This is a genomic window from Flavobacterium pisciphilum, from assembly GCF_020905345.1.
Classification (GTDB): domain Bacteria; phylum Bacteroidota; class Bacteroidia; order Flavobacteriales; family Flavobacteriaceae; genus Flavobacterium; species Flavobacterium pisciphilum.
Genome location: NZ_JAJJMO010000001.1, coordinates 1,449,915 through 1,475,280 on the forward strand (window position 1 = coordinate 1,449,915; position 25,366 = coordinate 1,475,280).

Here is a 25,366-nt window from a genome sequence, read left to right on the forward strand (position 1 = left end):
GATAAAAATGCAAACATTAGGTCTTATTGGAGGAATTAGTTGGGTGTCTACAGTCGATTATTACAAACTAATCAACGAAGGAATAAATGAGAAACTAGGAGGATTAAACTTCTCTCAGTGTATTATTTATTCTTTTAATTATGAAGATATTAAAAAGAATAATGATGCCAATGATTGGGAAAAAACCTTTCAAATGCTTTATACTGCCTGTAATCATCTAAAATCTTCTGGAGCAACAGCAATTGTATTATGCGCCAACACTATGCATCACATTGCCGACCGACTCGAGAAAGAAATAGGAATTCCGCTTATTCATATCGCTACAGTAACCGCATCAGCGATTGAAAAAACAGGATTGAAAAAAGTAGGTTTGCTAGGAACAAAATTTACAATGGAACTTGACTTTTTTAAATCTAAACTTACCGATAAAGGAATAGAAACCCTAATCCCAAATGACGAAGACAGAGATTTTGTACACATGACTGTTTTTGAGGAATTAGGAAGAGGAATAGTGACTGAAGAAACAAAGAAGAGATATCTAATCATAATAGAGGAATTAATAAAAAAAGGAGCCGAAGGAATTATTCTTGGTTGTACAGAAATCCCATTGGTGATAAAACCTGGAGATGTCTCAGTTCCTACATTTGATACCTTATTATTGCATTCAAAAGCGGCAGTAGAGTTTTCATTAAAAGAATAAATCATTACCGTACGAAATCATATTGTGCTCTTTTAAATAACAACAAATAATTAGGATGAATGTAATCTGTAAAAACTGTAAACAACATTTTAAAGGGCATTATTGCAGTAACTGCGGGCAACCTGCAGAAACCCATAAACTCGATTTTCATTTTCTTATGCATGACATCCAACATGGGTTAATGCATTTTGACAAAGGAGTACTATATTCTGCCAGACAATTATTTACACGACCTGGAGACAGCATAAGAGATTTTATAGAAGGAAAACGAATTAAACATTTTAAACCCATCTCATTGGTTGTTATACTAGCTACTCTTTATGGATTTCTTTATCATTATTTTCACATAAACCCAATAATAGATACATCTGGAGACGAAACAGATGCAGTGTTTAACTTTAAAAATGTTAATGAGTGGATGGCTACTCATTTTTCATGGCTAACACTGGCAACTATACCACTCTATACTTTAGGAACCTATATTGCTTTCAAGAAACAAGGATATAATTATATCGAATATTTTATACTCAATACCTTCAAAGCATCGCAACGACTTTTTGCTCATCTGGCATTGTTTCCGCTACTCTATTATTTTAACGGAACCCCACATATAAAAACGGTCATTGGATCTCTTTACGTTTTAGATGTCATATTAATATATTGGACAAACATGCAGTTTTTCAATAAATTGACCAAAACCAAAGCCTTTTTATTATCTGTATTGAGTCACTTCATTTTCCTAATTAGTTTTTTCATAATTTTAGTCATTATTGCATTAATTCTAGACAATTAAAGGCTATTTTTTAGCTCTTCTAATTACTACAAATAATAAAATCATTTAAAGAAAACCACAACCAATGAAAGTATTTCTGAATTTTATTTTTATTTTTCTAATCGTCCACAATACAACTGGACAACAAACAAATAACACAAAAATAGAGAACTCTAAAGCGCTTTATGACATTCAAGATGATGTTCTGATAAAAACCAAAGATGGAGCGTTAATTTCGGCCATTGTAGTTCGCAAGAAAGGAATAACTACACCTCAACCCGTTATTTTGCAATTTACAATTTACGTTCGTAATCGAGATATCAAAAGTTTAAAAGAAGCTGTAGATAATGGTTACATTGGAGTGATGGCCTATTCAAGAGGAAAAAGATTCAGTCCTGATGAAATAGCTCCTTATGAACACGATGGTAAAGATGCTTACGATGTTATCGATTGGATAAGCAAGCAATCATGGTGTAATGGGAAAGTAGGAATGTATGGTGGTAGCTACAATGGACTTACACAATGGGCATCAACAAAAAAACTACATCCTGCACTTAAAACAATTGTCCCCTATGTTGCCAACAGAGCTGGAATGGGGTTACCAATGGAAAATAGCATATTTATAAATCCAAATTACGAATGGACCTTTTATGTAACCAATAATAAAACATTAGATACCATTGTTGGGAATGACAGAAAACGTTTCCGAACAATGCAAGACAAATGGTGGAACTCAGGTGTTGCTTACCGCAAAATTGACAGCATCGATGGGACACCAAATAAATACCTACAAAGATGGTTGTTGCACCCTGGATATGATAAATACTGGCAAGACATGGTTCCATACAAAGAGGAATTTGCTCAAGTAAATATCCCTGTTCTCTCTTTTGATGGATATTATAATGATTCCCAAATATCTAGTTTGTATTATTTAAGAGAACACGTTAAATACAATAAAAATGCGGAACATTATTTAATCATTGGACCATACGGGCACTTTGGTGCTCAAACAGGTGGAGATCCAATTTTAAACGAATACAAAGTCGATTCAATTGCCATAATTAATACTAAAAAAATCACTTACGAATGGTTTAATTATATTCTTAAAGGTGCTCCCAAACCTGCCATTTTAAAAGATAAAATAAATTATGAAGTAATGAGTGCTAATGAATGGAAACACTCCCCTTCATTGGAGAAAATGAGCAATGCTTCTCTAAAATTATATTTGACCGATACAAAATCGAAAGACAAATATTCATTATCAAATAAAAAACCAACCAAATCTGGGTATTTATCTCAAGAAGTGAATTTTGCCGACAGACAAATTAGCAATAACGATTATTATCCCGATCCAATAATCCGCAAAGAATTGGATACTATCAATGGGTATTTTTTTATAAGCGAACCATTTAAAGAGGCTATATCTGTTAACGGTTCTTTTGAAGGAGAAATTAAGGCTAGCATCAATAAAAAAGACATGGATATTGGTGTCGTGTTATATGAAGTTTTGCCTAATGGCGAATACTTCCACTTGTCCTATTTTTTAGGTAGAGCTAGCTATGCAAAAGATATAACAACTCGAAATCTTCTAGTTCCAAATAAAATAGAATCTATACCTTTTACAAATACAAGGTTAGTAAGCAAACAATTAAGTAAAGGAAGCCGCTTGCTAGTTGTCATAAATGTAAATAAAAATGCTTACTCTCAATTAAATTATGGGACTGGCAAAGATGTGAGTGACGAAACCATCAAAGATGCTAAAGAGCCTTTGAAAATAAAATGGTATAATGACAGTTTTGTTAAGATTCCAATCTGGAAAAATTAAGCGATGTAAAAAAATATATTTCTTAACTTCGTTATCTACATAAAAAGCTACTGTAAATTAAGTAACCAACAACTAATTCTTATGGCATGGAATCCTGAAAAATATAACGAATTTAAAACTCTTCGATACAAACCTTTCTTTGATTTGGCTGCCCATATTTTGGACAAACCAAATATCAACGTTATTGATTTAGGTTGTGGAACTGGTGAGTTAACAAATATGCTATCTGAGAGACTTACCAATCCTACTGTAAAAGGTATCGACTCTTCAGAAGAAATGCTGGAAAAAGCCAAAGAATTCTCTTCAATACAGTTTGAACAAAAAACAATCGAAGAACAAATTAATACCGGAGAAAAATGGGATTTAATTTTTGCTAATGCTTCCATTCAATGGGTCGATAATCATGAACTCTTATTCCCTAAAATTATAGCACTATTAAATCCAGACGGACAACTTGCCATTCAGATGCCATGTCAGAATGAAAATTTACTCAACCAAATTGTAATCGACTTAGTGCAAGAAGAACCATATCGAACTGCTCTTAATAATTGGAAACGACTATCTCCTGTGCTTACAATGGATGATTATGCGCAGATTTTATTCGAAAATGGAGGAACAGACATCATTATCTACCAAAAGGTATATCCTATGATAGCCAAATCACATGACGAATTATATGAGTTTATCTCAGGCTCAACATTAGTTCCTTATTTTGAGAGATTCGAAGAGTCAATTAAAAATCAATTCATCAAAGAATTTAAAAATAGAATCGAAAAAAGGTTTAGCAAAACACCTTCATTATATGCATTTAAAAGAATCCTTTTGTATGCACGATTCTAAACTATAACAATAAAAACGTTGATTATGAATAGCAATCCAAAATCTGTTGAAGCTCAAATGCTAATCAGAAAACCCGCAGCAATTGTTTTTAATGCCTTTATAGATCCTAGTATCACCAAGCACTTTTGGTTTACAAAAGGAAGTGACAAACTAGTTGTTGGTAAAAACATAATATGGGAATGGGAGATGTATAATGTATCCTCCACTGTTTTTGTAAAAGAAATTATCGAAAACGAAAAAATTTCTATCGAATGGAATGACCCCAAAACAACTGTCGATTTTGAATTCAAAAAAATAAGTGAGGACACCACTTATGTCGTTATTAAAAACTATGGTTTTAATAAAGAAGGTGACGAACTCTTAAACAGTATAAAAGATTCTACTGGAGGATTTACTACTGTGCTCGATGGATTAAAAGCCTATTTAGAACACAATATCAACCTAAACCTTATAGCAGATAAATTTCCAAAAGAAGCTTTTAACAAATAAAAAAAACAGCATCTAATTATACCTAAAAGAAAAAATGAGTCTAGAAAATAATTATATCGAAGTAAACAAACAATCTTGGAACAGCCGAGTAGAGTCGCATCTTAAATCTGAATTCTATGATATAGAAGGTTTTCTAAAAGGAAATACTTCCCTAAATAGTATCGAATTAGAGCTACTTGGAGATGTAAAAGGAAAATCAATTTTACATTTGCAATGTCATTTTGGTCAAGATACCATATCTCTAGCTAGACTTGGCGCAAATGTTACTGGAGTCGATTTGTCTGATAAAGCAATTGATAGTGCAAATAATCTAGCAAAAGAAGCAAATGTAGAAGCTTCATTTATATGTTGTGATATCTATGATTTACCAAATCATCTAAATAAAAAATATGATATTGTATTTACAAGTTACGGAGCGATTCCATGGCTACCAGACTTAGATAGATGGGCTAAATTAATTTCGACTTTTCTTAATCCAAATGGTAAATTAGTCTTTGCCGAATTTCATCCTGTTGTTTGGATGTTTGATGATAATTTTGAGAAAGTAACCTATAATTATTTCAATTCAGAGGCAATAATAGAAACTCAAGAAGGGACATACGCTGATAGAGATGCTCCAATACAATTAGAATATGTATGTTGGAACCATGGCATGAGCGAAGTTGTGAACAGCTTAATTAAAAACGGGCTTGAACTAAATTCTCTTAATGAATTTGATTACTCCCCTTATGATTGTTTCAATAATACAGTTGAATTTGAGCCAAAGAAATATAGAATAAAACAACTCGATAATAAAATTCCAATGGTTTATTCAATACTGGCTACAAAAAAATAGTAATTCAAAAAATATAACTTTCTACAATATGCAAACAACAATTGGACTTCTTTTATTCTTGATCTTTTTATTTTTGTCTATAATTCATGTCTATTGGGGATTAGGTGGAAAATGGGGAAACGATGCTGCTATTCCAACAAATGAAAACAATGAAAAAGTAATTAATCCAAAACTAAAAGAATGCATGGTTGTTGCCATTGTGCTCCTGTTATTTTGCTTATTGGTCTTAAAGAAATCAGAAATGATACTCTTTAACATACCTAGTTGGTTACAAGAATATGGTCTTTTAAGTATTTCAATACTATTCATCGTCAGAGCTATTGGAGACTTTAAATATGTGGGCTTTTTCAAAAAAATTAAAACAACAAAATTTGCACAAATGGACACAAAATATTTCTCTCCATTGTGTTTACTAATTGCAATTTTAGGAATAACATTAACAACAATAACATAATTTTCGAGTTACTTTTGCATAGAATAACAGTATAAATTGAAATAAAACAAATGGAACAAATTACTATCGATACTTTTTTTATTATAGGATTATCAGTGAGAACTACAAATGAAAACGGACAATCTGGAACTGATATTCCAGCACTTTGGAATAAATTCATGACTGAAAATACAATCGAAAACATTCCTAATAAAATTGATAATTCTATTTATTGTATCTATACCGAATACGAGAAAGATTACACAAAACCATATACCACAATTTTGGGATGTAAAGTTTCAACTTTAGACAATATCCCAAATGGAATGATTGGTAAAACAATCGAGAAAGAAACGTATAACCAATATATTGCGGAAGGGAATTTATCCGAAGGTGTAGTATTTCAGAAATGGACAGAAATATGGAATTCTGACCTCAATAGAAAATATACTGCTGATTTTGAAATATACGGAGAAAATGCATCCAATCCAGAAAATGCAATAGTTCCTATTTTTATAGCTATTTAATAAATCATATCTAAAAACAAATAATGCAACCAAAACTAATTGACCATATAAAAAAGTACGTCAAACTTAATGATGAGCAAACTCAATTAGTTTTGGATAACATAAAACCCATAACTCTAAAAAAGAAAAACTTTTTACTAGAAGAAGGACAAGTATGTTCTTCTATTTATTTTGTAGAAAAAGGGTGTTTGCGTTTCTTTTTTATCAATGATAAAGGAGTCGAACAAATTACACAATTTGCAATCGAAAATTGGTGGATTACCGATTATATGAGTTTTGATACACAATCACCATCACAGTTTTATCTCCAAGCAGTAGAAAACACTACAGTGTATGCTTTTGATCACCAGAAGCAAGAAAAAGTATTTGACCAGTTACCACAACTAGAACGCTACTTCCGACTCGTTTTGCACCGAGCCTATTCGGCATCACAAATACGAATAAAATATTTATACGATTATTCGAAAGAAGAGAGTTACCAACATTTCTCTTCTAAGTTTCCCGAATTTATTCAACGAATTCCACAGTATATGCTGGCTTCTTACTTAAATTTGACCCCTGAATATTTAAGCGAAATCAGAAAAAAGAATTCATAAAAACTCATTTCTTAAACCAGCTTAAGTTTTTTTGATTTTCATCTAAATACCTTTGTCTTATAATATTAAAACAAAGAAATTATGAGCAATCGAATCAAAATCGCACAAACCCAGCCTGCAGCAGTAAAAGCAATAGCAGGTCTAAATGTTTATTTGCAATCAACTTCATTAACAAACACTCATCACGAATTAATAAAGATCAGATCTTCACAAATAAATGGTTGTGCATATTGCATTGACATGCATACAAAAGATGCACGCAAATATGGAGAAACAGAACAACGTATTTATTTATTAAATGCTTGGAGAGAAGTTGATTTTTACACTGAAGAAGAAAAAGCAATTTTAGCTTTAACTGAAGAAATTACATTAATAAGTAATGGAGGTGTTACGAATGAAACCTATCAAAAAGCAGCTAGCTTATTTGATGAAAATTACCTTTCCCAAATTATAATGGCAATTATCACAATAAATGCTTGGAACAGAGTTGCGGTAACAACCGAAATGAAACCACAATTAAGTTACTAATAGCTTTAAAAACCCATATTACTCCTATCATAAACTCATCTAAAACCTTGAAGTTTAGATGAGTTTTTTTATGTAAAAAAATTAAGAGCCTATTTCTATACATAAGCAAAATATTATAAACAATATTTTTTACATTATTATTTTATTGCCAAATTATTAAAATTAAATACAAATTTTAATAAATACGCAACATTAACAATTTATCATTTAAATTCATTGCATTATTCAATTATCTTTGTGTAAATAAAATTATAGTATAATGGAAGAATGTATATCGGTTTTTGATATGCTTAAGATTGGTGTAGGACCTTCAAGTTCGCACACTCTAGGACCTTGGCGTGCAGCAGAACGTTTTCTTGCTGAATTAAAAAGTGAAAATCTGTTTTCTCAAATCACTCGTGTAAAAGTAGATTTGTATGGTTCTCTTTCCTTAACCGGAAAAGGACATGCTACAGATCTAGCAGTTATGTTAGGATTAAGCGGTCAAGATCCCGAATATATCCCAATAAATGATATTGCTGGAATTATCAAATCTATCGAAGAAACCAATACAATTGTACTTGGAAACGAGATTACAATTCCGTTTTTCTTTTTGCAAGACATTGTTTTTAATAAAGAGTTCTTGCCTTTTCATGCTAATGGTTTAAAATTTACAGCTTACGACCAAAATGATTCTGAGTATGAATCTATTTTCTATTCTATTGGAGGAGGCTTTGTAGTAAAAGAAGAGCGTGAAAATGCTAAAATTAAATCGGAGATAAAATGTGCTTTTCCATTTCCTATACAAAACGCTGCAGAACTTTTAAATTATACCGTTACTCAAAACAAATCCATTTCGGAAATTGTTTATGAGAATGAAAAATCAATGCGTTCCGAAGAATTCATTAATAACGAATTAATGCGTATTTGGAATACAATGCTAGAATGCATGTATATTGGTTGTCACTCTGAAGGAATACTTCCGGGTGGATTAAATGTACGTCGTAGAGCATTTGATATGCATCAAAACCTCATCGGTTTATCTAACTACAATTCTCCACAAACATGGTTAGAAGAAATAAGAAAAACCGAAGTTAAATTTCGTCAAATCCTAAAATGGGTAAGCTGCTTTGCACTTGCAGTAAACGAAGTAAACGCTGCATTAGGTCGTGTAGTAACTGCACCAACTAATGGAAGTGCTGGTGTAATTCCTGCCGTTTTAATGTATTATTTAGTAATCGAAAATCATAACGCAGGCGAAAAAGAAATCAAACAATTCTTGATGGTAGCTGGCGAAATAGGAAGTATATTCAAAAAAGGGTCTACAATTTCTGCCGCAATGGGTGGTTGTCAAGCTGAAATTGGTGTTTCATCATCAATGGCTGCAGCAGCACTTTGCGAACTAATGGGCGGAACTCCTGCACAAGTTTTAATGGCTGCCGAAATCGCTATGGAACATCACTTAGGTTTAACCTGCGATCCTATCGGAGGCTTAGTTCAGATTCCGTGTATCGAAAGAAACACAATGGGAGCAATAAAAGCTATCAACGCAGCTGAATTAGCTCTAGAAACTGATTCAAAAAATGCAAAAGTGCCTCTTGATAAAGTTATCGATACTATGTGGCAAACTGCAAAAGATATGAATTCAAAATATAAAGAAACTTCTGAAGGAGGATTAGCAATTGCTGTGAATATGGCGGATTGTTAATATGTGAAACGTTTTCAGTAAAAAGTAATCCGTATTATCGGCTATTCACTTTTTACTGAAAACTTTTTACTTTAATTATGCTTTAACCAATTTAAACCAGAAAGAGCTACCAAGTCCTAATTCGCTTTCTACACCAATTGTTCCATTTTGTGCTTCAATAAATTCTTTACTTATCGATAGACCTAATCCTGTTCCTGATTTATGACTTCCGGGAATTTGAAAAAACTTATCGAATACTTTAGACTTATAGTGACTATCGATTCCTTTTCCGGTATCTACAACCTCAAAAACAATCTGATTTTTTTCTTTTTTTAGTTTAACTGTAATGCTACTTTTTTCATATGAATACCGAATTGCATTCGTCAAGAAATTAATCATCACCCAAGTCGTTTTCTCAGAATCAGCTTTTATATCTACAAGGTTGGGTTCGCTTTCAATAATAAGTTCAATTTGTTTTTGTTCGGCTTGTACTTTCACAGCCTCAATCGCATATTCAATTACTTTATACGGGCTACATTGCCCAATATTAAGCTTGATATTACCTGTTTCTAGTTGTGCCAAGTCTAGCAATTCACCTGTAATTTTAAGCAAGCGTTGACTGTCATCCTTAATACTATCAATTAATTGTTTTTGCTCCTCATTGATGCTACCTGTATTTGGTTTTTCTAATAATTGAAGACTTAATTTAATTGATGAGATAGGTGTTTTTAACTCGTGAGAGACTGTTGCTATAAAATTGGTTTTTGCAAAATCAAGCTCTTTAAACAGTGTTATATTTCGTAAAATAATTACTTCTCCTATATTAATCGATTCGTCCTCTCCCGTTGGAGTAATTGCAATATTAACTTTCTCTTTATCAAAATAACTTTCTTTCCCATCGGCAAAAATCTTCATCGGATGTGCTTTGGTACTTTCCATATCATTGATAATTAAAGATTTCATCAAGTCATTTTTTAAAGCTAAAGTGGTAGCCAATTCACCGATTACCTCTTCAGATTTCATTCCAATAATCTTAAGTGCTTCATCATTTACAAACAAAACTGTCCCTTGATTATCCAGCCCAATTATTGGGTCATGCATATTATTTATCAAAGTCTCTAATCGTTTCTTCTCAAATGATAACTTATATAAATTACTATCATGATATTCCTTGAGCTTCTCTGCCATTGTATTAAACGATTTTGCTAAATCACCAAACTCATTATGATTCAGAAAATGCACGCGTTCCAAATAGTTTTTATTGGCAATTTGTTTAATACTCTCCGTCAATTCTTTAATTGGATTTGCAATATTGTTGGGCAAATTAATCAATAAATTAAATGCAATCAAAAAACAAAGTGTACCAACAATTGCAATAGAAAAATTAGCAGTTTCAGCAGTTTTCTTTGCAATATCACCTTTCAGTTTCATTGCATCCATATTGAGTTTCATAATAGCGAAAATATCTTGGCGCACCTGACTTTTTAATGTCTCGTTATTCCAATTATTTTCTAGCTTGTTAAAACTTTCCTGTAAATTTCTTGTTGCTTTATCTTCACCATTTTCGGTCACATTAGCAATTTGCTTTGTCAAATTATCTTTAAAAAAAACAATTGATTTATTTTCAGTATCATTTGCCACATCAAGTGAAGTCAGCATATTCCTAGAATATTCTAATGTGTTATAATTTGCTTTCAAAATATTTTCAGTGTCCTCTTTTATCAAAAAAATATAAAAGGCGCTTACTAATGAAAGAATAATTATCATTAAAAATAATAATCCAACACCCAGATTTAATTTTGTTTTAATTTTCATGAAATTAATTTTGTGAAAGTTTTTTGTAAATGGTAAAACGAACTTTTAATCCCTATCCTATTTATGGCGGCTATTTTATATTTCTTATAAAACATCTCCCTTTAAGATAAAACAACAAGGTCAACATTCGATAAAGAAAGACGGCTCAATAAACGCCTAAAAATTGATGTTGCCAAAATTACCTTAAATAGATTAAAATGTGGCTTCCCAATGCAAACAGTTGTAATTTGTTTTTCTTCTACAACAGTAAGTATCGTATCCGTAATATTAGTACTTGCTAATTTAATTACTTCGGCACCGAGTTCAGTTGCTAATTTAAAATTATTAATCAAATGGCGTTGTTTATCAAGTGCTATTTTATCACTACTTTCTTTTGGTAATTGTACATATAACACATACCAATCACTATTATAATAACTAGCCAATCGAGCTGTTTTTCTAATAATATTCTTTGCTGTTTTATCATTACTACTGATACATGCCAATAATTTTTCGTGTCGTAACGCCTGAGTCTTTGGAACCTCATTTTCTACTTTTCGAACAACCTGACTCGCTACTTCTTTAAGAGCCAATTCTCGAAGTTGCAAAATTTGATCGGACTTAAAAAAGTTGTTTAATGCAGTCTGAATTTTATCTGCTGTGTAAATTTTTCCTTCTTTCAAGCGATCAATCAAATCTTCTGAGGTCAAATCGATATTTACAACCTCATCTGCCAATCGCAATACATTATCAGGAATGCGCTCTTTAACATCAACATTTGTAATTCGTTTTACGTCTTGGTTTAAACTTTCAATATGCTGAATATTAACTGCCGAAATAACATTTATTCCAGATTCTAAAATCTCCAAAACATCTTGCCAACGTTTTTCATTCTTGCTCCCTTCTATATTCGTATGTGCTAATTCGTCTACAATTACCACCTCTGGTCGCAAATTAATAATGGCTTGCACGTCCATTTCCTCCAATTGCTTCCCTTTATAAAAAATAGAGCGACGAGGAATAACAGGCAAACCATCCAACAATTCATGTGTTTCCTTACGATTATGCGTTTCTATGTATCCAATTTTTACATCAATTCCATTTTTCAATAACGTATGCGCTTCCTGTAGCATACGAAAAGTTTTGCCTACACCAGCACTCATGCCAATGTAGACCTTAAACTTTCCTTTACGGGATTTTTGAATTAAATCAAGGAAGTGCTTGACGTTATTTTCCTTTTCGTTATCCATTATTTTATTGCGTTATGCTATAAGCAGTAAGCTTTAAACAACATGACTTTTAAAAACCTATTGCTTAAAGCTTACTAACCTAAAGTTAAAGAGAAATTGCCAAAGAAGTCGTCAAAAACACGTTACTATTCGTTGGATTATTATTTTTCAAAAAGATATCATCTTTACTATTCAAAGTTCGCGCTTCTAATCTAAACATCACATTATCTGCCGCTAAATAATCAAAATTTGCTGAGAACCCATAAGTTTTAAATCCATTTAGAGTTTCGGTTGCGATAATAACACCTTTTTTATCTTGATAATACTCCCCTCTTGCAGCAATCTGAATTTTATTTGTTGGTTTATACTGAGCCATAACAATTGGAGCATACCAAACATCATAATCAGAACTACCATTAGTCGTTTGCTGTAAACCAATATCAATACCTGCAATTAAATTCACGTTTTCTGAGACTTTAAATTGTCCGAAGAAATCATTAAAATACCTCCATTTTCTATCTACATCAGGTTGTTCATTCCCTACATAAGTACTCCAGTTTAATGTAACTGCCGAAGTTGGCTTGTAAGTAACCTGAGTCCCAAAAGCTGGAGTTTGGTTGCCTTCTACTTTTTGAATACGCTGCCATCCGTTTAAATACATCACAGCCAAATACCATTTTTCACTTTTAGAAGTATAGCCAATCTTGATTCCAGCTTCATAATAAGGAGAATTCTCAGCTAGAATACTTCGTGTCAAAGTCATACAATCTTTTCCAATGGCACTTTCAAAACCAATATGCGAAGGCATGATTCCAGCATCAATCCATAAGTTATGCTCTTTGGAGATTTTCACTCCTACATTAGCCTCGTATACATTTTTTAATAGTCCCTGTTCCGAAGCCAAGTTATATTCAGCATACGTTCCTGCCATTATTGCTAGATTAGCACGAACATTATCTTTAGCATAATTTACTTTCCCTAATCCTAAATTCAAGTTTACCTCATTGTGTTTGTTATAATTATAAAGGAAACCTGGTCGAGTATGATTCTCAGGGTTTCCAAAATCATAACTATAATAAGTATCTATATACCCCGAAAAAGTAAACGGACTTTTAGCTTCTTCTTGGGCATTAACTGTTGTATATCCGATTGCTATTAAAGCAGTAAGTATTATTTTTTTCATTTTATAAGGGGGATCCAAACCCCACAGGTTTTTAAAACCTGTAGAGTATGATTAAATTTAATTTGTTATTAGTTTTTTGGAGCTATTTAATTCATCAGTTCGCTTCCACCTGAGCTAAAACACTTGGGACAACAAGGGCTTTAGTTATCCTAACAGGTTTTGGAAACCTGTTAGGCATTAAAAAGAAATCTCAGATAAAGTCACTACAAGTTTATCTATATTTTAGTCTTGGATTATCCTACTTACAAGGCACTAGAAACCTTGCTAACAGATTCCTGCTTGCCATTTCGACAGAGCAGAAATCATATTAGATATTCGAATATTTTGATTCACAAGTGTATTTTCTCCTTCGTCAAAATGACAAAGAAACTCACGATAATTTTAAAAGAAACTTAGATACTTAGAGCCTCACGTTTATCTATTTTACAATCTTAAAACAAAAAACTTAGATACTTATCCGCTTAGCTACTCAGAACCTCTTTTATTTCAAAGCATCCAAAGCTACATTTAGCTCTAGGACATTGACCATTGCAGTCCCCATAACCTTAGGAGTATTGATATTAGCTTCAACCAAAGCTTTTACTTTATCTTCGGCTAATTTTCTTTCTTTGGCAACACGTTTCACTTGAACCAATGCTCCTTGAGGAGATATATTTGGATCCAATCCACTACCAGAAGCAGTAACCATATCAGCAGGAATGTCTGATTTTTTTAAATACGGGTGAACAATTAAAAAAGTATCAATTCTCTTCTGAACCAAAGCCAAATATTCGGCATTACTTGGTCCTTTATTACTTCCACCACTTCCTGCAGCATTATAATCTACAGCCGAAGGACGCCCCCAGAAATAATTAGGCTTATCAAATTTCTGACCTATTTTTTGATACCCTACTACTTTACCGTTAACCGAAATAGTTTCTCCTTTACCGTGGTTTGGAGCAAACTGTGCAATTCCATAAATTGCCAACGGATAAATAACTGCAAACAGAACCACCATTAGTAGGGTAAATTTTAATATTGAAAATATATTTTTCATTTTATTTTATTTTTGAGTTCCTGAGCAGCTAAGGGCTAAGTTTCCAAGTTTTTTTCCCAGTTTCTTAGCGTCTTAGTACCTCAGAATCTTGTTATTTACATGAATAAAGCTACAACTAAGTCAATTAGTTTAATCCCTATAAAAGGAATAATTAATCCTCCTAAACCATATATCAGCAAGTTTCTTTTTAAGATTGCACTCGCTCCGATTGGTTTATAATCAACTCCTTTCAACGCTAGTGGAATCAAGATTGGAATGATAATCGCATTAAAAATCACCGCCGATAAAATGGCACTTTCTGGGCTATGCAAATGCATAATATTTAAACCTTCAAGAGCTGGGATTGCAGTAATAAAAAGAGCAGGAACAATAGCAAAATACTTCGCTACATCATTCGCAATAGAGAAAGTGGTAAGCGTTCCTCTTGTCATTAACAACTGTTTTCCAATTTCAATAACCTCAATTAACTTAGTTGGATCATTATCAAGATCAACCATATTTCCAGCTTCCTTAGCCGCTTGAGTTCCACTATTCATCGCAACACCAACATCAGCTTGAGCAAGAGCGGGAGCGTCATTCGTACCATCTCCCATCATTGCAACGAGTTTACCCATTTGTTGCTCATTCTTAATGTAATTCATTTTATCCTCAGGTTTCGCTTCGGCAATAAAATCATCAACACCAGCAGCTTCAGCAATAAACTTAGCTGTAAGTGGATTATCTCCAGTAACCATTACCGTTTTTACACCCATTTTTCTCAAACGATCAAAACGTTCTTTCATTCCCGTTTTAATGATATCTTGCAATTCGATAACACCTTGCACTTGACTATTTTTAACAACTATCAACGGTGTTCCCCCTTTAGAAGAGATATCAATTACTCTTTGAGCTGTATCTTCTGGGAAACTATTCCCAGCTTGGAGCGCAATGTTTTTTGCAGCATCCTGAGCCCCTTTTCTAATATTAGTACCATCTTTTAAAACAACACCACTAGTTCTTGTTTCAGCAGTAAACTTAATTGTTTGTGAAATGTTATCGGTAAGAAGTGAGATACCTGCTTCCATTTTACCAGTCACATCTAACATTTTACTTAGCTCAATAATACTTTTTCCCTCTGGAGTATCATCAGCAAGAGAACTTAATACTGCAGATTCAATAAAATCTTTTTCCGAAATACCCTGAGCAGGATAGAAATTAGTCGCTTTTCTATTTCCTATAGTAATTGTTCCTGTTTTATCTAGAAGCAATACATCTATGTCTCCAGCAGTTTCTACTGCTTTTCCAGATTTTGTGATTACGTTAGCACGCAATGCTCTGTCCATACCCGCAATACCAATTGCAGAAAGTAAACCTCCAATTGTTGTTGGAATTAAACACACAAAAAGAGAAATGAAAGCAGCAATTGTTATTGGTGCATTGGCATAATCAGCAAACGGTTTTAAAGTAACACAAACGATTACGAAGATCAGTGTAAATGCTGCTAACAAAATAGTTAATGCAATTTCATTTGGTGTTTTCTGACGACTTGCCCCTTCTACCAAAGCAATCATTTTATCAAGAAAGCTTTCTCCAGGCTCAGATGTTACAATTACTTTAATTTTATCTGACAATACTTTTGTACCTCCAGTTACTGATGATTTATCTCCACCAGCTTCACGAATTACAGGAGCACTTTCTCCAGTAATCGCACTTTCGTCAATAGTAGCCAAACCTTCGATGATTTCACCATCAGTTGCAATTAAATCTCCTGCCTCACAAACAAAAACATCTCCTTTCTTTAATTCCGAAGAGCTAATGTTTTTAATCTCCCCATTTGCTAAGATTTGTCTTGCTGGTGTCTCTTCACGTGTTTTTCTTAAACTATCCGCTTGTGCTTTCCCCCTAGCTTCTGCAATTGCTTCAGCAAAATTGGCAAACAAAAGTGTTACTAGTAAAATTAAAAACACAATTAAATTATAAGCAAAACTACCTTGGTCTTGTGCTCCAAATAAGATGGAAACACAAACAGCAAACATAATGGCAGTTCCTATTTCTACGGTAAACATTACCGGATTTTTAATCATCAATTTGGGATTAAGCTTCACAAAAGATTGCACTAAGGCATCTTTTACTTGCTTACTTTCAAACAATGAATTGGATTTATTGTTAGTCATTTTTTATATTATTTTATTTAGTTGACAGTTCCTTTTAATACATAAAAACATAGAATCTGATTGCAATTTCTTTTTTATCTATTTTTTCCTATGCTACTTTGTCTTTTTAAATTATTGTCAATCATTTAAAAATGAATTATTATTTTAGTGTAAAATATTCTGCCAAAGGACCTAAAGCCAACGCTGGAAAGAATGATAAGGCTGCAATAATTGCGATTACAGCAAAAACCATTACTCCAAAAATAGAAGTATCTGTTTTTAAAGTTCCAGCACTTTCAGGTATATACTTTTTATTAGCAAGTAAACCAGCAATAGCCAATGGTCCAATTATAGGAATAAAACGACTCAATAGTAATACGATTCCTGTAGTAATATTCCAAAACGGATTGTTATCTCCTAGCCCTTCAAAACCAGAACCGTTATTGGCAGCACTAGAAGTATACTCATATAACATTTCAGAGAATCCATGATTTCCAGGATTGTTTAGCCAACCAGTTGCATTTCCGCTAAACCAAAACCCCATAGCAGTATCATTTGCTGCAAAATAAGAAGCCAAAGCCGTTCCTGATAATATTAACAAAGGATGAAGAATAGCTATAAAAGCAGCTATTTTAACTTCTCGAGCTTCAATTTTCTTTCCTAGAAACTCAGGAGTTCTACCAACCATTAATCCAGAAATAAATACAGCTAGAATAATGAAAACATAAAAGTTTAGAATACCAACTCCGCAACCACCATAAAATGCATTGACCATCATGGCAAGCAATTCCATAGCACCAGACATAGGCATAGAACTATCATGCATACTGTTAACAGAACCCGTAGAGATTACTGTTGTAGCAATGCTCCAAAAACCTGAAATAGCGGGTCCAAAACGAACTTCCTTACCTTCCATAGCCCCTGTTGCTTGGGCAATCCCCATTCTTTCGATAGCCGGGTTTCCATTAATTTCACTAATAACTGTTGGAATAACTAGCAGTAAAAATCCTAGCGTCATAACGCCAAAAATCATATATGAAAACTTTCTTTTCTTTAAATAAAAGCCCAAGGCGAAAATCATTCCGAATGGGATAATTAATTGCGCCCACAATTCGACCGCATTCGAAAAATAACTAGGATTTTCTAAAGGATGCGCTGAATTGGACCCGAAAAATCCTCCTCCATTTGTACCGATGTGTTTTATGGCAATAAATGATGCTGCAGGTCCACGAGAAACTTCTACAGTATCTCCTTGTAAAGTCGTAATTGCATCTTTACCCTCAAAAGTCATTGGTGAACCGCTAAATACCAAAGCAGTTGCTACAATAGCCGAAAGTGGTAATAAAATACGAGTACAGCTTTTTATAAAATAATTATAAAAGTTCCCTAATTTATCAGTAGTTCTATCTTTCATGGCAGTAAAAACCATAGCTGCCGCAGCCATTCCAACACCTGCTGAAACAAATTGCAAAAACATTAAGAACATTTGAGATAAATAAGAGACCCCACTTTCTCCCGAATAATGCTGTAAATTACAGTTAACTAAAAACGAAATAGCAGTATTAAATGCTAAATCTGGGCTCATCGATGGGTTGTTGTCAGGGTTTAAAAATAGCGACCCTTGAAATAATAGAATAAAAAAGCAAAGAAAAAACCAAACCATATTTATACTTAAAAGAGCTTTTAAGTGTTGTTTCCAGTTCATTTCTTCAGTAGAATTTATACCACTGATTTTAAAAATAAATTTTTCAATTGGATTGAAAATCGGATCAAGTAGTGTTTTATCCCCCAAATAAACTTTAGCAATATATTTCCCCAAAGGAATGGCTAAAACTATCGTAAGAATAAAAATACTGATGACGCCAAATAATTCTGTGTTCATAGTTTAATTTTTTTATGAGTAAGAAGTAATCTGTGAAAAGTTAAATGATTGTGGCAAAATTATTTTCTTGACATTTTACATTTTACAATCCACATTTTACGCTGTTAAAATTTTTCGGGTTTGATTAATACATAAATCAAATAGCCAAAAACGGCAAGAGCAATGATAAATAGTGCAGTCATGATTTAAATTTTTTCAAAAAATTCGACAGATTTAAAACAAATCGCAAACAGCAAAACAGCCAATGCGAGTAAAAGAATAGTGATTAACATAGGTTATAGATTAAAATGGTGAAATGTTCTTTGTGATGTGTGAAATGTGAATCAGTAAAACCTTTTTACTAAAAAACACATTTCAAGAGTTATACCCCCGAAGAGTTAATTTGCTTTATGTATTCTGCTTTCAACAATTTTGGAAACAGATCTGAAATAGTACAATGACGCAACTCCATAAAAGAAGAAACGGAGAAAACATACACATTCGAAATAGCGCTTTTAGTTTCGTAGCTTCCCGTAATATATAGTCGCTCTGCAAGTGCGAGACATTTTTTTGCTCTAAGAATATTTCCAGTAATGATTGCTGTCTTAGTGATTTCTGCAAAACGTTCTGCTTGTTTATAAATCGTGGTGACTTGATTTTTCATAAGAATGATTTTTATGTTCTCTTCCCTTATGCCAAAATACATTCCAAAAAAAAATAAAAACCACAAAACACTACAAACTAAGACCTTATCTGATTTCCTTTGAAATAGGCCATAAAAAAAGCCTATCAAAATGATAGGCTTTTCTCAAAATAGTATGTTCTATTAATGAATATTATATTCGTCTAATTTTCGATAAAGAGTGGCGACACCTATTTCAAGTAAGCGTGCCGTTTCAGCTTTATTGCCTTTAGTATAATTGAATACTTTCTGAATATGAAGTTTTTCTACGCTCTGCATAGAGAATGCAGAAACTATTTTATTTGTTTTATCTATTTGATGTTGCATTTCATAAGGCAAAACATCTGAGGTTAAAACATCACCATTTACCAAAATAACAGATCGCTCTATGACGTTTTTCAACTCACGAACATTTCCTGGCCATTGGTATGATTCCATTTTTTGCATAAATCCTTCATCAATAGACAATGCTTTCTTATTGGTTTTATCAGAGAATTGCTTTACATAATAATGAGTCAATGGTTCGATATCTTTTGCTCTTTCTCGTAAAGATGGAATTTTAATTTCAAAAATATTCAACCTAAAATATAAATCTGAACGAAAGCGATGTTCTTCACTTTCTGTTTTTAAATCTTTATTGGTTGCTGCAATTAATCTAAAATTAGATTTACGAGGTGTGGTGTCCCCTAACTGTATGTATTCGTTGCTTTCCAAAACGCGCAATAATTTAGCTTGCAATTCTAATGGCATTTCACCTATTTCATCAAGAAATAGAGTACCTCCATTGGCTTCCTCTATAAAACCTTTTTTATCCTTAATTGCCCCTGTAAAAGCACCTTGCTTATGTCCAAACAATTCACTTTCGAGGATTTCTTTACTGAAAGTACTGCAATTTAGTGCCACGAATGATTTTCCAACTCTATTACTATTTTCATGAATAGACTGAGCAAAAACTTCTTTACCAGTTCCAGTCTCTCCAGTTAAAAGTACTGTCGAATCTGTTTTAGAAACTCTTCGAGCCAAATCAATCACTTGCTCCAGTCCTTTTGATTTTCCTATAATATTATCAAATGAATATTTATCAGAGATACGTTTTTCTAATTGTTTAACTTTCTTTTGTAATTGTACTTTTTCTAAAGCTTTATATAGAAGCGGAATAATTTTATCATTATCATCCCCTTTCACAATATAATCGAAGGCACCATTCTTCATGGCTTGAACACCATCAGAAATTTTACCATAAGCAGTTAACAAAATAACTTCTGTAAGAGGAAATGCTGTTTTAATTTTTTGAAGAAAATCAACTCCATTTCCATCAGGAAGCTTAACATCACAAAGCACAACATCAATATCATTCTGTTCCAATTTCTTGTAACCAGATTTTAAATCTGGTGCTTCAAAAACTTCGAAACCTTCCGAACGTATAATTCTAGCGAGAAGATTGCGTAATTTTTCTTCGTCGTCAATAATAAGAGTCTTTTTCAAAATAGAATTTTGTGAATTTATTTTTCAAAATTAGTTATTTTAGTTATTTGTTAATAAAATACTTCTAAATACTTTCCATTAATAGTAATTCTTCAAAACTATTACTTCCCATTTTTATATTCCCAATTAAAATTGGATTTAAAAAAATTCTATTTGTTACCTTTACGGGTTCAAAATATAAATCAATCCCGATAATATCGGACCTAAATCATAGATTACAATGTCTGTAGCAAAAAAAGATTATAAAAGAATTACAACTAAATCATTAATTGAAATGAAAGCCAATGGGCAAAAAATTTCAATGCTTACGGCTTACGATTATACCATGGCCAAAATTGTTGACACTGCTGGAATTGATGTAATTCTTGTAGGAGACTCTGCATCAAATGTGATGGCAGGACATGAAACTACATTACCAATTACCTTAGACCAAATGATTTACCATGCCTCATCTGTAGTAAGAGCTATCGAAAGAGCATTGGTTGTTGTTGATTTACCTTTTGGAAGTTACCAATCGGATCCAAAAGAAGCTTTACGTTCTGCTATCAGAATTATGAAAGAAAGCGGTGGTCACGCAGTAAAACTAGAAGGTGGAAAAGAAATTAAAGAATCTATAAAAAAGATATTAAACGCTGGAATTCCTGTTATGGGACATTTAGGTTTAACACCACAATCAATATACAAATTCGGAACCTATACTGTTCGTGCTAAAGAAGAAGATGAAGCAGAAAAACTAATTGCTGATGCCAAAATGCTAGAGAAAATTGGTTGTTTTGCTTTGGTTCTAGAAAAAATCCCTGCACATTTAGCTCAAAAAGTAGCTGAAAGTATCTCAATCCCAGTAATCGGAATTGGAGCTGGTGGTCAAGTAGACGGTCAGGTTTTAGTAATTCATGATATGCTAGGAATGAACAATGAGTTTAGTCCACGTTTTTTAAGACGATACATGAACTTATACGAAGGAATGACAACTGCAATTAGCCAGTACGTAGACGATGTAAAATCTGGAGATTTCCCTAATTCTAGTGAGCAGTACTAGATTGTTGGATTTTTAGACTAGCTTAGATATTTAGACTAACTTAGACTTCTTAGATTGCGAATGTTTAAATTTATTAAAATTTTATATTGCTTAATTAATCATAAAATTTAAAGATAAATTACAAAAATAATAGAAAATCTAAGAAGTCTAAATCGTTACAAAAAATCTAAGCTAGTCTAAAAATGCATCAATTTAAAGAATTAGGAATATGGAAAAAAAGTAGATTATTTTGCTCTAAAATTTATGAAGCAACATCTACTTTTCCTAATGAAGAAAAATTCGGAATAACAAATCAATTAAGAAGAGCAGCTGTCTCAATTCCTTCTAACATAGCCGAAGGATCTTCTAGAAATTCAAATAAAGATTTTGCTAGGTTCTTAGAAATTGCCATTGGTTCTGCCTATGAAGTCGAAACACAACTTCTAATTTCTTCAGATTTAGGATTCATCAATGAAGAAAAAACAATTGAACTAACAAAATTACTGGAAGAAATTATTAAAATGACATCTAGATTTAGAACCACTTTAATCTAAAAAGTCTAAAATTCTAAGCCAGTCTAAGTAAGTCTAAAATGAAGATACTATCTAACAAAAATAACTTGCAAATTTTGCATGAAGACAACCATATTATTGTGGTTAATAAGCGTGTAGGCGATATTGTACAAGGTGATAAAACAGGCGACAAACCTCTTTCTGATATTGTAAAAGAATATATAAAAGATAAATACAACAAACCTGGTGATGTGTTTTTGGGAGTTATTCATCGTTTGGATCGTCCTACAACTGGAATAGTTGTTTTTGCTAGAACGAGCAAAGCATTAACGCGTATGAACGAATTGTTTAGTAATCGCGAAACTCAAAAAACGTACTGGGCAGTTGTCAAAAATAAGCCTAAAGAAACGACAGCCAAATTGGTTCATTTTTTAAAAAGAAATGAGAAAAACAATACTTCAAAAGCACATTTAAAAGAAGTTCCTGACAGCAAATTAGCTAGTTTAGATTATACCGTTTTTAAAGAACTACAAAATTATGTAGCATTAGAAATCAATTTACATACAGGCAGACATCATCAGATTAGAGCCCAACTTTCGGCAATTGGTTCGCCTATAAAAGGAGATTTAAAATATGGCTTCGACAGAAGTAATCCCGATGGAGGAATTCACCTGCATGCTCGAAAACTCACTTTTATACATCCAGTAACCAAAGAATCACTTACTATTATCGCTCCTACTCCAGATGAAGTCATATGGAATGCACTATGATTTTTAGAGAAAAACTATTTTATTTGATATTTTAAAATTAACTTGCATAGTGCTAAACTAAGCTGATTTAAAAATGGACTATAAAAATGACATCGGTTACAGAAAAGAGACGCTTAAAAAACTATTGTTCAACATACAAAAAAGCGAAGATTTAATTATTAAAGCCCTGTATGATGATTTCAAGAAACCTGCTTTTGAAGCTGTTCTAACCGAAACTAATTATGTCATTTCTGAACTAAAAGACACCATAAAGAATATTCACAGTTGGGCAAAACCTCAGCGTATATTCCCATCAATACTTAACTTCCCTTCTTCTGATTATATCTACAAAGAACCTTACGGAAAAGTATTAATCCTTGCTCCTTGGAACTATCCTTTTCAATTGGCATTATGTCCTTTAATTTCAGCTGTAGCTGCAGGAAATAAGGTTGTTTTAAAACCATCTGAACTGACTCCTAAAACTGCAGAGATAATAAACGAAATTATCCAGAAAACCTTCCACATCAATCATGTCGAAGTAATACAAGGCGCTGCCGATGTTTCACAAAAACTTTTAGAAAAACGTTGGGATTACATATTCTTTACTGGAAGTGTAGCTGTTGGGAAAATTGTTGCAAAAGCTGCAGCCGAGAATCTGACTCCTGTTACGCTAGAGCTTGGAGGAAAAAATCCATGTATTATTGATGAAACTGCTGATTTAAAATTAGCAGCAAAAAGGATTGTATGGGGTAAATTTATAAATGCTGGGCAAACATGCATTGCTCCCGATTATATCTTGATTCATAAAGACATGAAAGCTCATTTTATAGGATATCTAAAAGATGAAATTAATAAAGCTTATGGTCAAAATCCACAAGAGTCCCCTGATTTTGCAAGGATAGTCAATACCAAAAACTGGGTAAGACTGGACAGCATGATTGAGCCTGCTAAAGTGATTTTTGGAGGACAAACTGAGGCAAAAAACCTTTACATCGCTCCAACCCTTATTGATGAACCGACCATAGAAAGTAATATCATGCAAGAAGAAATTTTTGGACCGATATTGCCTATCCTCTCCTACAAAACAGAAGCTGACATAAAAAACGTCATCGATCAATACGAAAAACCGCTTGCACTATATGTATTTAGTGATAATAAAAATTTCACTAAAAAGATAATTGCACGTTACTCATTTGGTGGAGGATGTATTAACGACACAATTGTACATTTTTCAAATAAAAGACTTCCTTTTGGAGGTGTTGGCCATAGCGGTATTGGAGCTTATCATGGAAAATTAAGTTTTGATACTTTTTCTCATCATAAAGGCATTGTCAAAAAAGCCAACTGGCTAGATTTACCAATGCGATACGCACCATATAAAGATAAATTAGCTACCATAAAAAAATTATTAGACTGGATGTAAACACATCCAATTCTAACTATTATTAGCCAAATTAGACGTTCATAGTAAATCAAATAATTGCGCTAAATCCTACGCCAAAATTTTTTTTTTAGCTTGGTCAAGTTAAAAAATATATTATATTTACTACTGATATTTTCAAATAAATGATCTAAAAAAACTAAATATAATCGAATAACTACTCTAAAAAATTATGAATCTTACGCAACAACGAATTGAAGAAATCAAAAAAATTGGTTATGAATTAGATTTTTCAAATGTGTTTAATCATGCATTCGAAAATTATAAGAAAATAGCTCTTTATGCAGGATCGTTTATAATTATCTTTTACTTTTTACTTGGTGTTTTTGGATCTGGTCTTGTAATCTCAATTTTTGGAATCGAAAATTTCACAAGAGAATCTTTAGAAAATGTACAAAACATAAAATTATCTGGACAACCACTTGTAATTTATATGGCAAGTATCCTTTTATTAGCACTAATTATTGCCCCATTTACTGCTGGTTTTTTAAAGATGGCAAATTGCGCAGATAAGGGCGAAGAGTTTAAAGTATCTACAATCTTTTATTACTACAGATTACCATACCTAACAAATATTAGTGTAGCTACATTACTTATATCAATTGTAAATATTCCTGTATCGGTGATAACACAAAACTTGAACTTATCATTTTTAGGAACAGTAATTTCATTGTTAATTTCGCTTTTTACTTATCTAACAATACCATTAATTATTTTTGGTAATTTCAATGCCGTAGATGCAATTAAAACCAGCCTTATGATTGTCTCAAAACAACCATTAATGCTTACTGGATTATTAATTGTTTCTGCATTAGGAGCTATGGTTGGATTTATTGGATGTTGTATTGGAGTAATTTTTACTATTCCTTTTATTTACTCTATGACTTATGCAATCTATTCATCAATTATTGGTACAGATGCATTAGAAGAAATTGAAGAATCTAATTCAGGGCCAAAGACCTTTCTATAAAAGATAGAATTAATATAATATTTCCAAAAATATATTTAATTAAACCTAAATATCTCCAAAATC

Annotated in this window: 25 protein-coding genes; 16 read left to right on the plus strand and 9 right to left on the minus strand. The window is 32.5% G+C overall.

Translation table 11 applies throughout. From position 1 onward, the window contains the following. Positions 1–7: 7 nt before the first annotated feature. The 11 genes from LNQ49_RS05650 (at position 8) to LNQ49_RS05700 (ending at position 9,232) form a co-directional block, all read left to right on the plus strand. Positions 8–700, plus strand: a complete 693-nt coding sequence (locus LNQ49_RS05650) for an aspartate/glutamate racemase family protein (RefSeq protein WP_229987709.1) — start codon at positions 8–10, stop codon at positions 698–700. 55 nt (positions 701–755) lie between these two features. After that, positions 756–1,493 (plus strand): DUF3667 domain-containing protein, encoded by a 738-nt coding sequence (locus LNQ49_RS05655; RefSeq protein ID WP_229987710.1) that lies wholly within the window; start codon positions 756–758, stop codon positions 1,491–1,493. 64 nt (positions 1,494–1,557) lie between these two features. Continuing rightward, positions 1,558–3,297 carry a CocE/NonD family hydrolase gene (locus LNQ49_RS05660; RefSeq protein WP_229987711.1) on the plus strand — a complete coding sequence of 580 codons (1,740 nt, stop codon included), beginning with the start codon at positions 1,558–1,560 and terminating at the stop codon, positions 3,295–3,297. Between the two features lie 81 nt (positions 3,298–3,378). Continuing rightward, positions 3,379–4,137, plus strand: a complete 759-nt coding sequence (locus LNQ49_RS05665; RefSeq protein ID WP_229987712.1) for a methyltransferase domain-containing protein — start codon at positions 3,379–3,381, stop codon at positions 4,135–4,137. A gap of 24 nt (positions 4,138–4,161) precedes the next feature. Continuing rightward, entirely contained in the window at positions 4,162–4,626 is a 465-nt protein-coding gene (locus LNQ49_RS05670) for an SRPBCC family protein (RefSeq protein WP_229987713.1), read from the plus strand. Between the two features lie 34 nt (positions 4,627–4,660). Next, positions 4,661–5,461 carry a class I SAM-dependent methyltransferase gene (locus LNQ49_RS05675; protein ID WP_229987714.1) on the plus strand — a complete coding sequence of 267 codons (801 nt, stop codon included), beginning with the start codon at positions 4,661–4,663 and terminating at the stop codon, positions 5,459–5,461. Positions 5,462–5,489: 28 nt separating this feature from the next. Further along, entirely contained in the window at positions 5,490–5,915 is a 426-nt protein-coding gene (locus tag LNQ49_RS05680) for a DUF3995 domain-containing protein (protein ID WP_229987715.1), read from the plus strand. Between the two features lie 50 nt (positions 5,916–5,965). Next, positions 5,966–6,421: a GyrI-like domain-containing protein gene (locus LNQ49_RS05685; protein ID WP_229987716.1), complete on the plus strand. Its 456-nt coding sequence runs from the start codon at positions 5,966–5,968 to the stop codon at positions 6,419–6,421. A gap of 23 nt (positions 6,422–6,444) precedes the next feature. Continuing rightward, the gene (locus LNQ49_RS05690) at positions 6,445–7,017 is read left to right on the plus strand and encodes a Crp/Fnr family transcriptional regulator (protein WP_229987717.1); all 573 of its coding nucleotides are present in this window, start codon (positions 6,445–6,447) and stop codon (positions 7,015–7,017) included. A gap of 81 nt (positions 7,018–7,098) precedes the next feature. Then, complete coding sequence (locus LNQ49_RS05695; protein ID WP_229987718.1) at positions 7,099–7,545, plus strand: carboxymuconolactone decarboxylase family protein; 447 nt, start codon at positions 7,099–7,101, stop codon at positions 7,543–7,545. A 259-nt stretch (positions 7,546–7,804) separates the two neighbouring features. Continuing rightward, positions 7,805–9,232, plus strand: a complete 1,428-nt coding sequence (locus tag LNQ49_RS05700) for an L-serine ammonia-lyase (RefSeq protein WP_229987719.1) — start codon at positions 7,805–7,807, stop codon at positions 9,230–9,232. A gap of 75 nt (positions 9,233–9,307) precedes the next feature. Here the strand turns inward: LNQ49_RS05700 and LNQ49_RS05705 are convergent, their stop codons facing one another. The 9 genes from LNQ49_RS05705 to LNQ49_RS05745 form a co-directional block, all read right to left on the minus strand. Next, a complete protein-coding gene (locus tag LNQ49_RS05705) occupies positions 9,308–11,026 on the minus strand; it encodes an ATP-binding protein (protein WP_229987720.1) in 1,719 nt (572 codons plus the stop codon). A 101-nt stretch (positions 11,027–11,127) separates the two neighbouring features. Further along, positions 11,128–12,255 carry a sensor protein KdpD gene (locus tag LNQ49_RS05710; RefSeq protein ID WP_229987721.1) on the minus strand — a complete coding sequence of 376 codons (1,128 nt, stop codon included), beginning with the start codon at positions 12,253–12,255 and terminating at the stop codon, positions 11,128–11,130. A gap of 85 nt (positions 12,256–12,340) precedes the next feature. Then, positions 12,341–13,417, minus strand: coding sequence for a porin (locus tag LNQ49_RS05715; protein WP_229987722.1), 1,077 nt, complete (start codon positions 13,415–13,417; stop codon positions 12,341–12,343). A 481-nt stretch (positions 13,418–13,898) separates the two neighbouring features. Then, entirely contained in the window at positions 13,899–14,453 is a 555-nt protein-coding gene (locus LNQ49_RS05720) for a K(+)-transporting ATPase subunit C (RefSeq protein WP_229987723.1), read from the minus strand. Between the two features lie 95 nt (positions 14,454–14,548). Beyond that, entirely contained in the window at positions 14,549–16,606 is a 2,058-nt protein-coding gene (gene kdpB / locus LNQ49_RS05725) for a potassium-transporting ATPase subunit KdpB (protein ID WP_229987724.1), read from the minus strand. A 139-nt stretch (positions 16,607–16,745) separates the two neighbouring features. Beyond that, positions 16,746–18,467 carry a potassium-transporting ATPase subunit KdpA gene (gene kdpA, locus LNQ49_RS05730; RefSeq protein ID WP_229987725.1) on the minus strand — a complete coding sequence of 574 codons (1,722 nt, stop codon included), beginning with the start codon at positions 18,465–18,467 and terminating at the stop codon, positions 16,746–16,748. 104 nt (positions 18,468–18,571) lie between these two features. Then, positions 18,572–18,649 carry a K(+)-transporting ATPase subunit F gene (gene kdpF, locus LNQ49_RS05735; protein WP_129541086.1) on the minus strand — a complete coding sequence of 26 codons (78 nt, stop codon included), beginning with the start codon at positions 18,647–18,649 and terminating at the stop codon, positions 18,572–18,574. A gap of 179 nt (positions 18,650–18,828) precedes the next feature. After that, positions 18,829–19,110, minus strand: coding sequence for a DUF7674 family protein (locus LNQ49_RS05740; protein ID WP_229987726.1), 282 nt, complete (start codon positions 19,108–19,110; stop codon positions 18,829–18,831). A 162-nt stretch (positions 19,111–19,272) separates the two neighbouring features. Continuing rightward, the gene (locus tag LNQ49_RS05745; RefSeq protein WP_229991318.1) at positions 19,273–20,616 is read right to left on the minus strand and encodes a sigma-54-dependent transcriptional regulator; all 1,344 of its coding nucleotides are present in this window, start codon (positions 20,614–20,616) and stop codon (positions 19,273–19,275) included. Between the two features lie 217 nt (positions 20,617–20,833). On the opposite strand from LNQ49_RS05745, the gene panB reads away from it, so the two are divergent. From panB to LNQ49_RS05770, 5 genes are all read left to right on the plus strand, one after another. After that, complete coding sequence (panB, locus tag LNQ49_RS05750) at positions 20,834–21,652, plus strand: 3-methyl-2-oxobutanoate hydroxymethyltransferase (RefSeq protein WP_229987727.1); 819 nt, start codon at positions 20,834–20,836, stop codon at positions 21,650–21,652. A 182-nt stretch (positions 21,653–21,834) separates the two neighbouring features. Further along, entirely contained in the window at positions 21,835–22,185 is a 351-nt protein-coding gene (locus LNQ49_RS05755; protein WP_229987728.1) for a four helix bundle protein, read from the plus strand. 38 nt (positions 22,186–22,223) lie between these two features. Further along, on the plus strand, positions 22,224–22,913 hold the full coding sequence (locus tag LNQ49_RS05760; RefSeq protein ID WP_229987729.1) for an RluA family pseudouridine synthase: 690 nt from the start codon (positions 22,224–22,226) through the stop codon (positions 22,911–22,913). A 73-nt stretch (positions 22,914–22,986) separates the two neighbouring features. Beyond that, positions 22,987–24,315, plus strand: a complete 1,329-nt coding sequence (locus tag LNQ49_RS05765) for an aldehyde dehydrogenase (protein ID WP_229987730.1) — start codon at positions 22,987–22,989, stop codon at positions 24,313–24,315. Positions 24,316–24,505: 190 nt separating this feature from the next. Next, positions 24,506–25,303, plus strand: coding sequence for a DUF2189 domain-containing protein (locus tag LNQ49_RS05770; protein WP_229987731.1), 798 nt, complete (start codon positions 24,506–24,508; stop codon positions 25,301–25,303). Positions 25,304–25,366: the final 63 nt, after the last annotated feature.